15 protein-coding genes are annotated in these 14,586 nt (G+C 51.8%); 7 read left to right on the top strand and 8 right to left on the bottom strand.

What is annotated here, in order from left to right; genetic code table 11:
• Positions 1–8: 8 nt before the first annotated feature.
• The 7 genes from ACM67B_RS00965 to ACM67B_RS00935 form a co-directional block, all read right to left on the bottom strand.
• A complete protein-coding gene (locus tag ACM67B_RS00965) occupies positions 9–2,840 on the bottom strand; it encodes a valine--tRNA ligase (protein WP_416189778.1) in 2,832 nt (943 codons plus the stop codon).
• Between the two features lie 191 nt (positions 2,841–3,031).
• Complete coding sequence (locus tag ACM67B_RS00960; protein ID WP_416189777.1) at positions 3,032–3,325, bottom strand: helix-turn-helix domain-containing protein; 294 nt, start codon at positions 3,323–3,325, stop codon at positions 3,032–3,034.
• 291 nt (positions 3,326–3,616) lie between these two features.
• A complete protein-coding gene (gene map / locus ACM67B_RS00955) occupies positions 3,617–4,438 on the bottom strand; it encodes a type I methionyl aminopeptidase (RefSeq protein ID WP_095501723.1) in 822 nt (273 codons plus the stop codon).
• 65 nt (positions 4,439–4,503) lie between these two features.
• Positions 4,504–5,139, bottom strand: coding sequence for a hypothetical protein (locus tag ACM67B_RS00950; RefSeq protein ID WP_416189776.1), 636 nt, complete (start codon positions 5,137–5,139; stop codon positions 4,504–4,506).
• 76 nt (positions 5,140–5,215) lie between these two features.
• Positions 5,216–5,818, bottom strand: a complete 603-nt coding sequence (locus ACM67B_RS00945; protein WP_416189775.1) for a BON domain-containing protein — start codon at positions 5,816–5,818, stop codon at positions 5,216–5,218.
• Positions 5,819–5,888: 70 nt separating this feature from the next.
• Complete coding sequence (locus ACM67B_RS00940) at positions 5,889–6,482, bottom strand: phosphoheptose isomerase (RefSeq protein ID WP_416189774.1); 594 nt, start codon at positions 6,480–6,482, stop codon at positions 5,889–5,891.
• 8 nt (positions 6,483–6,490) lie between these two features.
• The gene (locus ACM67B_RS00935) at positions 6,491–6,838 is read right to left on the bottom strand and encodes a YraN family protein (protein WP_095501727.1); all 348 of its coding nucleotides are present in this window, start codon (positions 6,836–6,838) and stop codon (positions 6,491–6,493) included.
• A gap of 66 nt (positions 6,839–6,904) precedes the next feature.
• On the opposite strand from ACM67B_RS00935, the gene rsmI reads away from it, so the two are divergent.
• Positions 6,905–7,783, top strand: coding sequence for a 16S rRNA (cytidine(1402)-2'-O)-methyltransferase (gene rsmI / locus ACM67B_RS00930; RefSeq protein ID WP_416189773.1), 879 nt, complete (start codon positions 6,905–6,907; stop codon positions 7,781–7,783).
• Positions 7,784–7,864: 81 nt separating this feature from the next.
• Here the strand turns inward: rsmI and argG are convergent, their stop codons facing one another.
• Positions 7,865–9,208 (bottom strand): argininosuccinate synthase, encoded by a 1,344-nt coding sequence (argG, locus tag ACM67B_RS00925; protein WP_416189772.1) that lies wholly within the window; start codon positions 9,206–9,208, stop codon positions 7,865–7,867.
• Positions 9,209–9,385: 177 nt separating this feature from the next.
• On the opposite strand from argG, the gene ACM67B_RS00920 reads away from it, so the two are divergent.
• The 6 genes from ACM67B_RS00920 (at position 9,386) to ACM67B_RS00895 (ending at position 14,534) form a co-directional block, all read left to right on the top strand.
• Positions 9,386–10,183: a competence/damage-inducible protein A gene (locus ACM67B_RS00920; RefSeq protein ID WP_416189771.1), complete on the top strand. Its 798-nt coding sequence runs from the start codon at positions 9,386–9,388 to the stop codon at positions 10,181–10,183.
• A gap of 694 nt (positions 10,184–10,877) precedes the next feature.
• Positions 10,878–11,519 carry a phosphatase PAP2 family protein gene (locus tag ACM67B_RS00915; protein ID WP_416189770.1) on the top strand — a complete coding sequence of 214 codons (642 nt, stop codon included), beginning with the start codon at positions 10,878–10,880 and terminating at the stop codon, positions 11,517–11,519.
• On the top strand, positions 11,516–12,505 hold the full coding sequence (locus ACM67B_RS00910; RefSeq protein WP_416189769.1) for a YheT family hydrolase: 990 nt from the start codon (positions 11,516–11,518) through the stop codon (positions 12,503–12,505). Before ACM67B_RS00915 ends, ACM67B_RS00910 begins: the two co-directional genes overlap by 4 nt.
• Before the next feature lie 198 nt (positions 12,506–12,703).
• Complete coding sequence (locus ACM67B_RS00905; RefSeq protein ID WP_373752803.1) at positions 12,704–13,309, top strand: trimeric intracellular cation channel family protein; 606 nt, start codon at positions 12,704–12,706, stop codon at positions 13,307–13,309.
• 77 nt (positions 13,310–13,386) lie between these two features.
• Complete coding sequence (gene trpC, locus ACM67B_RS00900) at positions 13,387–14,169, top strand: indole-3-glycerol phosphate synthase TrpC (protein WP_416189768.1); 783 nt, start codon at positions 13,387–13,389, stop codon at positions 14,167–14,169.
• 65 nt (positions 14,170–14,234) lie between these two features.
• A complete protein-coding gene (locus tag ACM67B_RS00895; RefSeq protein WP_095501734.1) occupies positions 14,235–14,534 on the top strand; it encodes a monooxygenase in 300 nt (99 codons plus the stop codon).
• Positions 14,535–14,586: the final 52 nt, after the last annotated feature.

Raw genomic sequence — 14,586 nt, 5'->3', positions numbered from 1 at the left:
CTCAATCATCAATCTTTCAATTTCGCCAACTGGCTTTGCACCTTAGCCATTTTGTCTTCCAACTCGGCCAATTCGGTGCGGTCTTTTTCCACCAAATGCGCCGGTGCTTTGTCGGTGTAGCCGGGCTTGCTCAGTTTGGCGTTGAGTTTGTCCAAGGCTTTTTGCAGTTTTTCGGCTTCTTTGGTCAGACGCGCGGTTTCGGCAGCTTTGTCGATTTCCACTTTCAGCATCAGGCGAGCGCCGTTGCACACGGCTACTGGGGCATCGTCACCTTCCGGCAGGGTTTCAACCAGCTTGGCTTCGGTCAGGCGTGTCATTGACGGCAGGTATTTCAGCAGATCTTCAATGTCGCTGCTGCCTTCAATAAACAGCGGCGCTTTAACGTTTGGTGCAATGCCCATTTCGCCGCGTAAGTTACGCACGGCGCCAACCAGGTCTTGCAGCGCGGTCATTTTATCAAAGGCCGTCTGAACGATTTTACCTTCATCGGCTACCGGCCATGCGGTAATCATGATACTGTCGGTTTGCTTGGCGTTGGCCAACGGCGCGACGGTTTGCCATAATTCTTCGGTAATGTACGGCATAATTGGATGCAGCAGGCGCAGAATCACTTCCAATACGCGCACGAGCGTACGGCGGGTGGTGCGCTGGGTGGTCGGGCATCCGGTTTGGATTTGCACTTTGGCCAACTCGATGTACCAGTCGCAGAAATCGTTCCACACGAATTCATACAGCGTTTGCGCGGCCAAGTCGAAGCGGTAGGTATCGAAAGCTTCGGTTACGGCAGCTTCGGTTTGCTGCAGGCGACCGATAATCCATTGGTCAACGAAGGTGTAGGCTAGCGGATCGGTTTCGTTTTGGCCGCAGTCTTTGTCTTCTACGTTCATCAGCACGAAATTGGTCGCGTTCCACAATTTATTGCAGAAATTACGGTAGCCTTCAGCACGTTTGAAGTCGAAATTCACGCTGCGGCCGAGGCTGGCGTAGCTGGCCATGGTGAAGCGCAAGGCATCGGCACCGAATACGGGAATGCCCTCGGGGAAAAGTTTCTTCGTGGCTTCAATCACTTGCGGTGCTTTTTCAGGGCGGCGCAGGCCGGTGGTGCGTTTCACCAAAAGCTGCTCTAAATCGATGCCGTCAATCAAATCCACCGGGTCAATCACGTTGCCCTCGGATTTGGACATTTTTTTGCCTTCGTGGTCGCGCACGATGCCGTGGATGTACACGTCTTTAAACGGTACTTTGCCGGTGAAGTGAGTGGTCATCATAATCATGCGCGCCACCCAGAAGAAGATGATTTCGTAACCGGTCACCAACACATTACTTGGCAAAAAGGCTTTCAATTCATCGGTTTCAGACGGCCAGCCCAAGGTTGAAAACGGCACTAAAGCCGATGAGAACCATGTGTCTAACACGTCTTCATCGCGGGTCAAACCGGTTTGGCCGGCCAATTTTTCTGCTTCTTCTTGGTTGCGGGCAACAAATACATTGCCTTGCTCGTCATACCAAGCCGGAATTTGATGACCCCACCACAATTGGCGCGAGATACACCAATCTTGGATATTATTCATCCATTGGTTGTAGGTGTTGACCCAGTTTTCAGGGATGAATTTCACCGCGCCGTTGTCAACCGCGTGTTTGGCTTTTTGCGCCAAGCTCATGCCTTTAAATTCGCTCTCCGGCTCGCCACCGTTTGGTGTGGCAGACATCGCTACAAACCATTGGCTGGTCAGCATAGGCTCAATCACCGAGCCGGTACGGTCGCCTTTCGGCGTCATCAGCGTGTGCGGTTTCACTTCGGCCAGCAGACCTTGCGCTTCCAAATCGGCCAGCATTTGTTTGCGTGCGGCAAAGCGGTCGAGTCCGGCATAGCTTTCCGGCAGGGCAAAGCCCGTTTGCACTTCGCCTTTGAAGTTGAACACTTCGGCTTGGCTCAATACTTTGGCTTCTAAATCGAACACATTCACCAACACGGTGTCGTGGCGCTTGCCGACTTCGTAGTCGTTGAAATCGTGTGCCGGGGTGATTTTCACGCAGCCGGTACCGAAATCTTTTTCTACATATTCATCGGCAATCACGGGGATTTTTCGACCGGTCAGCGGCAGCAGCAATTCTTTGCCGATTAAGTGGGCGTAGCGTTCGTCTTCAGGGTTCACGGCCACAGCCACGTCGCCCAATAAGGTTTCGGGACGGGTGGTGGCAACAATCACGCTTTCAGACGGCGTGTCGGCCAGCGGATAGCGGATGTGCCACATCGAGCCTTGTTCTTCCACGCTTTCCACTTCCAAATCAGATACGGCGGTGCCCAACACAGGATCCCAGTTTACCAAACGTTTGCCGCGGTAAATCAGGCCTTGTTCAAACAGGCGCACAAACACTTCGGTCACGGTTTCGGCGCGCACGTCGTCCATGGTGAAGTATTCGCGCGACCAATCGGCCGAGCAGCCGACACGGCGCATTTGCTCGGTAATCGTGCCGCCGGAAATGTTTTTCCATTCCCATACTTTTTCTAAAAAGACTTCGCGACCCAAATCATGACGTGAAATGTTTTCTGCTGCCAATTGACGCTCAACCACGATTTGCGTGGCGATACCGGCGTGATCGGTGCCCGGAATCCAGGCGGTGTTGCAGCCTTTCATGCGGTAGTAGCGGGTCAGGCCGTCCATAATGGTTTGGTTGAACGCGTGCCCCATGTGCAGCGTACCGGTCACATTTGGAGGCGGCAATTGAATGGAGAATGCCGGTTTGGCCAAATCCATGTGGGGTTGGAAATAGCCTTGTTTTTCCCAGTTTTGATAATGTTTGCCTTCGATTTCGGCGGGATTGTATTTGTCTAGCATGATGGATTCTGTTTGGTGAGAATATGACAAAACATCTGCCCTGCTCTCAAAACATTAGCGTTTAAAGGTCAGCGGATGTCGAAAATAAGATAGCCTTGATTATAACGCAAAAAGGCCGTCTGAAACGAGATTTGCGTTTCAGACGGCCTCGGGTTTACATCTGCTGGGCTGACAGGCACAAAATTCTGAATTTATTTATCCTTACTTGCCTTGGCATCTTTTTTCAAAGATGCGTACAGCTCCGGATGGCGCTGTTTTAACAAGGAGGCAACAATTAAATCATCGCGATTGACCTTCGATAAATCAACTTGTTCGATATGCACCAGACGCAACAGTTCTCGCACCGGTTTCGGCATGTTACGGCCTGACTCATAACGTGAACCGCCGGACTGAGTCACCCCAATTTGACTCCAAAAGTCCATTTGATTTAAACCGAGTTTTTTGCGGATGTCACGGATATTATCAATTTTCTCAAATGACTTCATGAGATTTCCTTCTTAATGTCTGATATTGTCATCTAAACGGACGGTAAAAATTTTACTGGTCAAGCCTCGAGAACGGCCTGTTGAAAAGTAAAGCATCCACTCTATACCGTTTTCCCTAATTATACAGATATATCCGACACATCATTCAAGAGAAATGTGATGATTTTGGCCGGCAACCGGAATAAATCCCGGTTGCCGGCCAATTATTGATACTTTCTTAAAGAAAAATCAATTACTTAAAATGATAAATACCGCTCTTCTTGTCTATTTTTTACAAAAACCTACTTTTGTTTACGGTTTACCGCTTGCCGGACTGATGGTCAGAATCTCATAACCGGTTTCGGTCACCAATACTTCGTGCTCCCATTGGGCTGACAGGGACCGGTCTTTCGTAACCACTGTCCAACCGTCGGGAAGTATACGCAAATGACGTTTGCCTTGGTTAATCATTGGCTCTACGGTAAAAATCATGCCCGGCTCAAGCACCAAGCCTTGGCCTTTTTGGCCGTAGTGTAACACTTGCGGCGCTTCGTGGAAGCCGCGACCGATGCCGTGGCCACAGAATTCCTGCACCACCGAATAGCCGGCATTTTCGGCGACCTGCTGACAGGCATAGCCGACATCGCCCAAAGTCGCACCCGGTTTAACTGCTTCAATACCGGCCATCATCGATTCGTGAGTCACGTCAATCAGACGTTGGGCAAACGGTTTCACTTCGCCAACGGTAAACATACGGCTGGAGTCGCCATGAAACCCGTCTTTTTTAATGGTTAAGTCGATATTCAAAATATCGCCTTCTTTCAAAGGCTTATCATCAGGAATACCATGGCAGATAACGTGATTGACAGACGTGCAGCATGATTTCGGATACGGTGGATTGCCGTAATTCAAAGGCGCCGGATAGCCGCCTTGTACATTGACATGGTAGTCATACACCAGCTTGTCGATTTCATTGGTGGTGATGCCCGGTTTCACAAACGGGGTAATATAATCGAGCGCTTCGGCGACCAAGCGGCCGAGTTCACGCATTTTCTCGATTTCTTCGGGGGTTTTAATTGATACTTCATCCATCATGTTGATACATTCCTTCATGTTTTCAGACGGCCTAGTCATGGGAACTGATGAATGATTCCCTAGGCCGTCTGAAAGGTTTAAAACTGTGGCCTACCGCCCGCGCATCAGAATAAATTATCGATGACTTCTTTTTGCTGCGGTTTCGGTTGCGGTGCAGGCGCCGGTGCCGGACGTGGCTCAGGTTTCGGCTCTGGGCGTGGTTCCGGTTTAGGTTCAGGCTTAGGCTCGTTGCGCGGCTGAACCAGCACGGCTTGTTCTACCGGACGCGGCGCTTCGACAGTCGGGCTTTGCAGCGATGGTGCCGGTTGGGCAGGTTGCGTTTCTGCCGGACGCGCACGGTTGCTTTCGCTGTCGCTGCGCGGATGGGCACGGCGTGGCTGCTCTTGCGTCTCACGCGATTCGGCACGGCTGCCTGAAGGCGAAGAATTGATAAACGGATTACGTGCGGCCTGCTCGTCGTTATCCGCTGCGTTTTGTCCGCCTGTGGGGGTACGCGCCGTATTGACGGCATCCGGATTCAAGATAACGGTTTCTTGGCTGCTGCCATTGGGTTTCCATACTTCAACGCGATTGGCCTCGCGCTGCTGTTTTTGTACCTGCTCTTCCTGACTGCGCTCTTCGTCACGCGGTTTAAACGTACCGACGACGCCGATAATCAATGCAATAATGGCCAAAACACAGACAGCTAAGATAGTCGTAATCAAGTGTTTCGGTCTGAGTTGGAATTTCTGTTTTGCCATGAATAGAAACTGTCCGTTGGTGTGGCGAATCAAAGATTCGGTAAAGCCGTCTGAAGGGTTTCAGACGGCATTCTTATCATTGTGGGGTATAGTTTTGATACAGGGTCACGACTTTCTGTACACCTAGTGTGGTACTGACTTTTTGGGTAACCAAAGCCTGCTCTTCAGGCGTGAGAATACCCATCACATAAGTCACGTTGTCATACGTCACGATTTTGGTGCGCGCTTGGGTAGCCGGTTTCACGCCCAACAAGGTACCGCGCACTTTGGAAGTGCCCCAAGTATCGGCGCTGACATTACCAAAAGTGCGGCTCGGTGTGGCTACTGTGATGTAGTTGTAAATGCCTTCCGCAGCCTGCTCGGAACGGGCAATTTGTTCGACAAAACGTTTTTCGCCTTCGGTCGCCACTTGACCCAGCAGCAACAAACGGCGGTTGTAGCTGACTACATTGATTTTGGGTTGGTAATCAGCAGTTTGATTGTTTTGGCGCAAATAAGACAATGCGGTTTGCTCAACACGCAAGGCCATCACATTGTCGTCGGTTTGCGCACCGGTGGTGCGGCGGTCAACCGCAGATTTGGTGCCCACAGCCGCGCCGCCGACCACAGCGCTGACGCAGCCGCTCAAAGTTGCTGCCAACAAAGCTGCCGTCAGCAAGGTTTGGAATGGTTTGTTCATAAACGTCCTTTCGGATGATGTCAAACAGATTTCAGACGGCCTTGATTGAATAAGGCCGTCTGAACAGAAATCACATGCCTTCGAGCAGCATGGTGTCGATGCAATCGCACATCGCATGAATCAGCAGGATATGGTTTTCCTGAATGCGGGCGGTGCGCGGGTGCGGCACGTTGAGCAACACATCGCTGTCTTTCAGCATCGCCGCCATTTTACCGCCGTCACGGCCGGTCATGGCGATGACGTGCATATCGCGCTCGTGCGCCGCTTTCATCGCTTCAATGACGTTGCCGGAATTGCCCGAGGTAGAAATGCCGATCAGCACATCACCGGCACGACCCAAAGCGCGCACCTGTTTGCTGAAAATATGGTCAAAGCCGTAATCGTTGCCGATGGCGGTGAGTGCGGACGTATCGGTGGTGAGCGCCACTGCGGCCAATTCCATGCGTTCTTTTTCAAAACGGCCGGTCATCTCGGCGGCAAAGTGTTGCGCATCGGCAGCCGAACCGCCATTGCCGCACACCAAAATTTTGCCGTCGTTCATCAAGCATTGCAGCAACAATTGGGCGGCCTCTGCGGTTGGCTCGACCAACACTTGTGCCGCCTGCTGCTTGGCTTCGATACTTTCGCTAAAATGCGCCGCCACGCGCTCTTGTAATGTCGTCATCTAATCAATCAACCTGTGATGTTTTGCACCCATTCGGGCGGTTGGCTTCCCTGAATCAGCACCGCATCCAAGCGGCATGGGGCATGATTCAGGCCGTGTTGTTGCAAATAATACTCTACACTTCGTTGCAATTTCAATAATTTGGACGAAGAAATACTGTATGCCGCCCCGCCGAATTGCTGGTTTTTGCGGTATTTTACTTCAACAAACAGAATCATGTTACCGTTTTTGACAATCAGGTCGATTTCCCCATACGGACAATGCCAGTTGCGTGCCACTAAGCGGCAGCCCTGCTGCTGCAAAAACACCAGCGCCGCATCTTCGCCTGCCGCGCCCTGTTTGTGGTTTAAACGCATATCTTGTTCCCCTTATTATATAATGAGCGCACTTTCTTTCAGACGGCCACCATGCCGTAAAACATCATGATTCAAAAACACCATCAAAAAGCCTGCGACAGCCTGAGCGCGCAAACATTATACGTGGTCGCCACCCCCATCGGCAATTTGGCCGACATCACCCTGCGTGCCTTGGCCGTGTTGAAAACCGCCGACATTATCTGCGCCGAAGACACGCGCGTGACCGCCCAATTATTGAGCGCCTACGGCATACAGGGCAAACTCGTCAGCGTGCGCGAACACAACGAGCAGCACATGGCCGACAAAATCATCCAATACCTTTCAGACGGCCTGATGGTGGCGCAAGTCTCCGATGCGGGCACGCCTGCCGTGTGCGATCCCGGTGCAAAACTGGCCGAACGCGTGCGCCAAGCCGGCTATAAAGTGGTGCCGGTGGTCGGTGCCAGCGCGGTGATGGGCGCACTCAGCGTCGCCGGCGTGAGCGAGCCGAATTTCTATTTCAACGGCTTCTTACCGCCAAAATCGGGCGAACGGCAAAAACTGTTCGCCAAATGGGCAGAAGCCGATTATCCGATTGTGATGTTTGAAACGCCGCACCGCATCGAAGCCACCTTGGCCGACATGGCCGCCCTGTTTCCCGAACGCCAATTGGTGTTGGCACGCGAAATCACCAAAACTTTTGAAACCTTCCTCAGCGGCACGGTCAGCAAGATTCAGACGGCCTTACAGGCAGACAGCAACCAAACCCGCGGTGAAATGGTGTTGATTCTGCATCCTGCCGTGAAAGAAAAAAGCAGCGATTTGCCCGACCATGCGCAAAACGTAATGAAAGTCTTGGCTACCGATCTGCCGACCAAACAAGCTGCCGATTTGGCGGCGAAGATTACCGGCGAGAGCAAAAAGGCATTGTATGATTTGGCGTTGACGTGGAAGAATCAGGGTTAAACCAACCAATCTTAAAAAAGGCCGTCTGAAAACAAATGTTTCAGACGGCCTTGATTATTCAATCAGTTCAAATCAACTGAATTATTTTTTCTCGCCCAATTGCGGCAATACCGAGCCTTCGCCCAATTGCAGCAAACCGCTTTGCGAGTAGATGCCCAGTTTGGCGCGGGTATCGACAATGTCCAGATTGCGCATGGTCAATTGGCCGATGCGGTCGAGCGGGGTGAACGCAGCATCTTCCACTTTTTCCATGCTCAAGCGTTCTGCTTGGTAGGTCAGGTTTGGCGATTCGGTGTTCAGAATTGAGTAGTCATTGCCGCGGCGCAATTCCAAGGTCACTTCGCCGGTGATGGCTTTGGCTACCCAGCGTTGTGCGGTTTCACGCAACATCAGGGCTTGGCTGTCGAACCAGCGGCCTTGGTACAGCAGACGACCCAAACGCAGGCCGTTGATGCGGTATTGTTCGATGGTGTCTTCATTGTGGATGCCGGTCACCAAACGCTCGTAGGCGATGTGCAGCAAAGCCATGCCCGGGGCTTCGTAGATGCCGCGTGATTTGGCTTCAATGATGCGGTTTTCGATTTGGTCGCTCATGCCCAAGCCGTGACGGCCGCCGATGCGGTTGGCTTCCAAGAACAATTCCACCGGATCAGCGTATTCTTTGCCGTTCAAAGCAACCGGCACACCCTCTTCAAAGCGCACGCTCACTTCTTCCGCTTTCACTTCGACGCTTTCATCCCAGAACGCCACACCCATAATCGGTTTGACGATTTTGATGCCAGTGTTCAAGAATTCCAAGTCTTTGGCTTCATGGGTGGCACCCAGCATGTTGGAGTCGGTCGAGTAGGCTTTTTCTACCGACATTTTGTAGTTGAAGCCGTTGGCGATTAAGAATTCGCTCATCTCATGGCGGCCGCCCAATTCATCGATGAATTGTTGGTCGAGCCAAGGTTTGTAGATACGCAAGGCTGGATTGGTCAGCAAACCATAGCGGTAGAAACGCTCGATGTCGTTGCCTTTGTAGGTCGAACCGTCGCCCCAGATGTTCACATCGTCTTCTTTCATCGCCGACACCAGCATGGTACCGGTCACCGCACGACCCAACGGGGTGGTGTTGAAATAAGTGATGCCGCCGGTGGAAACGTGGAACGCACCGCACTGAATCGCGGCGATGCCTTCGTGCGCCAATTGCGCGCGGCAGTCGATCAGGCGGGCGGCTTCTGCGCCATATTCCAGCGCTTTTTTCGGAATGGCGTTGTAATCGTCTTCGTCAGGCTGACCCAAGTTGGCGGTATAGGCGTAAGGCAGCGCGCCTTTGAGTTTCATCCACAACAACGCGGCTGAAGTATCCAAGCCGCCGGAAAAGGCGATGCCGACTTTTTGGCCGGTCGGCAACGACTGCAAAATGGTATGATTTTGGCTCATAAAAAATCCTGTCAGACTAAAAATAAATGCGCTTCTCAGGCGCATATCCGTTAAATTGGGTTTATTATCTTATAAATACGGCAGATAATCCAGTTTAGGCCGTCTGAAAAAGCGGATTTTGTGTCCGCACAGCCTCTCTTTCCCTACAACGGCCTGCTCAAAACGAAAGCTTTTATCATGAATCGATTCAACCTCATCATCATCGGCGACGAAATCCTGCACGGTACACGGGTAGACAAGCATTTTGCGTTTTTCAAATCTTTGTTGGAATCGCGCGGCCTGAAGCTCAATCAGGTGCAATATCTGCCCGATGATTTCGATTTGCTGGTGACGCAGTTACAGCGCAGTTTTTCAGACGGCCTGCCAACTTTTGTGACCGGCGGCATCGGTGCCACGCCGGATGACCACACGCGTCAGGCCGCAGCGGCGGCGTTGGGCGTGCCGGTGGTGCGCCATCCCGAAGCAGCGGCCAATATCGACGGCGTCACCTTAGGCCGCGGCGAGTCGCTCGATTCGGCGGAACACGCCAACCGTTTGCGCATGGCGGATTTTCCTGAAGGCGCAGAGATTGTACCCAATTCGTTCAACAACATCGCCGCCTTTTCCATCCGCGAGCATTATTTCTTCCCCGGCTTTCCGGTGATGGCGCACCCGATGGCGGAATGGGTATTGGACACGTATTACGCCGAACGTTTCAATCAGGTAGAAAGCGATTTTCGCAGCGTGTATGTGTTCGGCCAGCCCGAATCACGCCTGACACCACTGATGGAATACATTGAGCAAACCTACCCCGGCGTGCGCTCATACAGCCTGCCGACGGTGGCGCGCACCGACGACAACGGCCAGCGTGTGCATTCGCATATTGATTTCGGCATTAAAGCAGAAGGCGCTGCTTGTGTACTGCTGGATACGGCGTGGGCGGATGTGTTGCAACGCTTGCATGATTTGGGGGCGGAATTGAAAGATACAGTTTGAACAATAAAAACTGAGACCTTTGTAAAACTGATGAATCATTAATAAAAACCTAAACCGCCGTCATTCCCGCGCAGGCGGGAATCCATCTCAAGCTTTAATAACCCTATTTTATTCAATAGTTTGCTATGCTGAAAAATGGATTCCCGCCTGCGCGGGAATGACGGCGTTTAAGTTTTTATTGCTGGTTCTTGAGAGTTTGTAAAGGACTCAGACCGTCTGAAACCAAACGTTTCAGACGGCCTTTTGAATGAAATCAAAAACTGAGTTACAAATCCGGCTCACTCACCCACAACGCTGCCAACGTTGCCAGCGATGCGAAGCCGATGACCATAATGACGTTTAAAAAGAAGACTGACATGATAACCTCCGTATGTTGGGTATAGTCGTTTCAAATAGAAATTTGAAACGACTAGAAAACAGCGTTTGCGATTTTTTACCTTACCGCTTGACGCCTTGTTATATGCCGTCTGAACTGCACGACAATGGTTTGTGTGATTGGGTGCAACATTGTCTGCGCGCCCCTTTTGATGACAGAATAGCAAGTTTTGTCACGCAAGGCCTTGGCCTTTACCTGCTTTTCCAATGAGAAAAAAGCAATAATTATCAAAAACTAATGCAATAGACTATCAATATCGAGATTTTTATAGCTTTTGTTTTATTAACCTACTGAATTATCAAGATTTCAAACATTTTAATGAATTTCCACACGCCCCCCACTCATACCTTCCGCCATACGTTTATCTTTATTGTCTGTGTCGCATTATTGGTCATCGCGGGCATCATTGCCGCTCATGTGATTACCGGCCATCGTTTCGCTTTTGAAGAACCGCTCATGATGTGGATTCACACCCACACCAGCGAATGGTTTACCCCGATTGCCGGCGTGATGCACTATGTTGGCAAAACTTCGCTGGCGGTACCGGTGATTGCCTTGCTGGTGGTGTGGCTGCTCTTCACCGGCCGGCGCGATTACGGCCTGTTTATCGGCTTGAGTACACTTTTGCCGACGCTGATTATGCTGGCGGTCAAATTCTCCATTTCGCGCCCGCGCCCTGAATTTTGGCCGCGCATCATTGCCGAGACCAACAGCTCGTTCCCCAGCGGCCACAGCACTTTTTCCGCCGCTTTGGCAACCCTCACCTTTTTGCTGTGCATGCGTTCGCGCCATCGCGGCATTATTTTGCTGGCAGGCATTTGCTTTGCGCTGTTGATGGGCTATTCGCGCATGTATCTGGGCGTACATTACCCAACTGACGTATGGGTCGGCTGGACTAACGGCGTGGTCACCACGCTGGCGCTGTATTATTTCTTTTTCCGAAAACGTTTTGCCCAATGAAACATTTTCCGCCCCTGAATACGCCGTTTTGGCTGCGCAACGGCAACGCCGAAACCATTTTCGCCAAAACCCTGCAAGGCAAACCGCCGCTTTACCGCCGCGAATTGCTGCCCGACAGCACCGGCCAAACGCAGGTTGCCTATGATTTTGTCGATGCCGCCGATCCCGACGCGCCTTTGCTGGTGTTGTTTCACGGCTTGGAAGGCAGCAGCCACAGCCATTATTCGGTAGAATTGATGAAAGCCGTACAGGCGTGTGGTTGGCATGGCGTGGTGGCGCATTTTCGCGGTTGCGGTGGTATCGACAACACCGCGCCGGTGTTTTACCACTCGGGTGACTCGGCGGAAATCGGTTTTGTATTGAACACTTTGGCGCAACGTTATACCAAAATTTACGCCGTCGGCGTCTCGCTGGGCGGCAATGCGCTAGTCAAATATTTGGGCGAACAAGGCCGCGATGCGCTGCCCAAAGCCGCGGCTGCTGTATCCGCTCCTTTAGACTTGGTCGCTGCCGGTACGCGCTTTGACAAAGGCGTCACCCGCCTGCTCTACACACGCTATTTTCTCCATTCGCTGATTCCCAAAGCCGAAGCGTTTACGCGGTTTCAGACGGCCTCTCCGTTAAAAAACTGCAAAACGCTGGGCAATTTCGATGATTTGTTCACTGCCCCATTGCACGGCTTCACCGACCGCATCGATTACTACAGCCAAAGCTCGTGCAAGCCCTATCTGAAATCGGTGCGCACGCCGCTACTGATGCTCAATGCCGTTAACGACCCGTTCCTGCCACCGGAAGTCTTGCCTACCGCGGCCGATGTGTCCGACAGCGTGACCCTGCTGCAACCGTCGCACGGCGGTCATGTCGGGTTTGTGAATCAAGATGAAGGTCGTCTGAATATCCAATGGCTGCCGCGCACTTTGCTGCAATATTTTTCGCAATTTGAAGGGGAACCAAAGAGCGAGACCTTTGCAAAACCCCAGATTTGAGTACAGTTTGAAGTTATAGCAGCGCAGAAAGCGCAGACATATCACTTAGATAGACAAGCTTTCGAGCAGCGCATAACGAAGAAATGTGCCAAAGATGAGGAGTTTGCAAAGGTCTCACTCCGTCTGAACGGCCTTCCCCCTTCCCCACCGCTTCATGCTATCATCTCGCTTCATTGACTTTTCCACACAAACTCACCCATGACCGCCACCGACGTCATCCACATTATCGGCACGATTGCCTTTGCCCTTTCCGGCTATCTGGTGGGTGCGCGCAAACGGCTGGACATGCTCGGCGTGTGGATTTGCGCGCTGCTCACCGCCATCGGTGGCGGCCTGATTCGCGATGCTTTGGTCGGGCGCATGCCACTGGTATTTACCGAATACGGCGCTTTGACGATTACCGCGCTAACCGTGCTGGCGGCGTGGCTGTTTAAAGTGCAAAACAACCAAGGCCGCGTATTAGCCGAAGCCTTCGTCTGGGCAGACTCGCTCGGGCTGGTGGCTTTCACCATCACCGGCGCACAAGTTGGGCTGATGTATGATTTAAACGTCTTTGGCGTGGTCATGCTCGGTTTCATCACCGCCGTTGGTGGTGGCGTGGTGCGCGATGTGCTGGTGAACGACATTCCGATGATTATGCGGCAGGATTTTTATGGCACCGTCGCTGTGATCGTCGCGCTGGCCGTGTTCCTGCTCGACCGCTGGAACTGGGTCAACCCGCTGACGCTGAATATCCTGCTGATTGGCGGCTATGTGCTGCGGATGTGGGCATATAAAACCCGATTAACGTTGCCGAAACTATAAGATTAAGCTCTCAGGCCGTCTGAAATTTTAAACCGAACAACCCCAACTGATTTCCCAAACTTTTCCGAAAGCCGACCATGACCGACATTCTGAATAAAATTCTGGCCACCAAAGCTGAAGAAGTCGCTGCGCAAAAAGCCGCTGTTTCTTTAGAAGAGATGAAAACCCAAGCCCGTGCCGCTGAGCCGGTGCGCGGTTTTGCCGATGCGCTGCATGCCAAACACGCGCAAAACCTGCCGGGCATTATTGCCGAAGTGAAAAAAGCCAGCCCGAGCAAAGGCTTGATCCGCGCCGATTTCAACCCTGTCGAAATCGCCAAAGCCTACGAAGCGGCCGGCGCGGCGTGTTTGTCGGTGTTGACTGACGAGCCTTATTTCCAAGGTTCGCCCGAGTATTTGAAACAGGCGCGCGCGGCGGTGAGTTTGCCGGTGTTGCGCAAAGATTTCATCATCGACGAATACCAAATCTACCAAGCCCGCGCATGGGGCGCCGATGCCATTTTACTGATTGCCGCCGCTTTAGAAGCGGAACAATTGGAACATTTCGAACAAGTGGCACATGACTTGGGCATGTCGGTATTGCTCGAATTACACGACGCATCCGAACTGGAAAAATGCCGCAACATGACCACCCCGCTGTGGGGCGTGAACAACCGTAACCTGCGCACTTTCCACGTTGATTTGCAGCAAACGCTGGATTTATTGCCCGATTTAAGCGGCAAAACCGTCATCACCGAAAGCGGCATCCGCGATAAAAACGACGTCGATTTCATGCGCAGCCACGGCGTGCACACGTTCCTCATCGGCGAAACCTTTATGCGTGCCGATGATATTGAAGCGGAAGTGAAGAAATTGTTTTAATCATGAATACAGGCCGTCTGAAAAGTTTCAGACGGCCTGTATTGCACTTATCTAAAGGACAAAAAATGTTTATCTTACAAGTCGATTTCCCCTATCAAGGCCCATGGGGCGAAGAGATGGCTGCTGAAATGAAAACGCTGGCCGAATCCATCGCCCAAGAGCCGGGTTTGATTTGGAAATTTTGGACGGAAAACCAAGCGGCGCAAGAAGCCGGCGGCATTTATTATTTTGCTACCGAGCAAGATGCACAAAATTATCTGACCATGCACACCGCACGTTTGAAAAGCTTCGGTGTGCCGCATGTGAACGGTAAAATTTTTGCAATCAACACAGATTTATCGAAAATCGACAATGCGCCTTTGTAAATAAACATGCCGTCTGAAAAGTTTCAAACGGCATGTTTCTACCGGCATTTTC

It is taken from the genome of Neisseria sp. CCUG17229 (genome assembly GCF_047839235.1).
Taxonomy (GTDB): domain Bacteria; phylum Pseudomonadota; class Gammaproteobacteria; order Burkholderiales; family Neisseriaceae; genus Neisseria; species Neisseria brasiliensis.
This window is presented reverse-complemented; position numbering and strand designations above follow the sequence as displayed.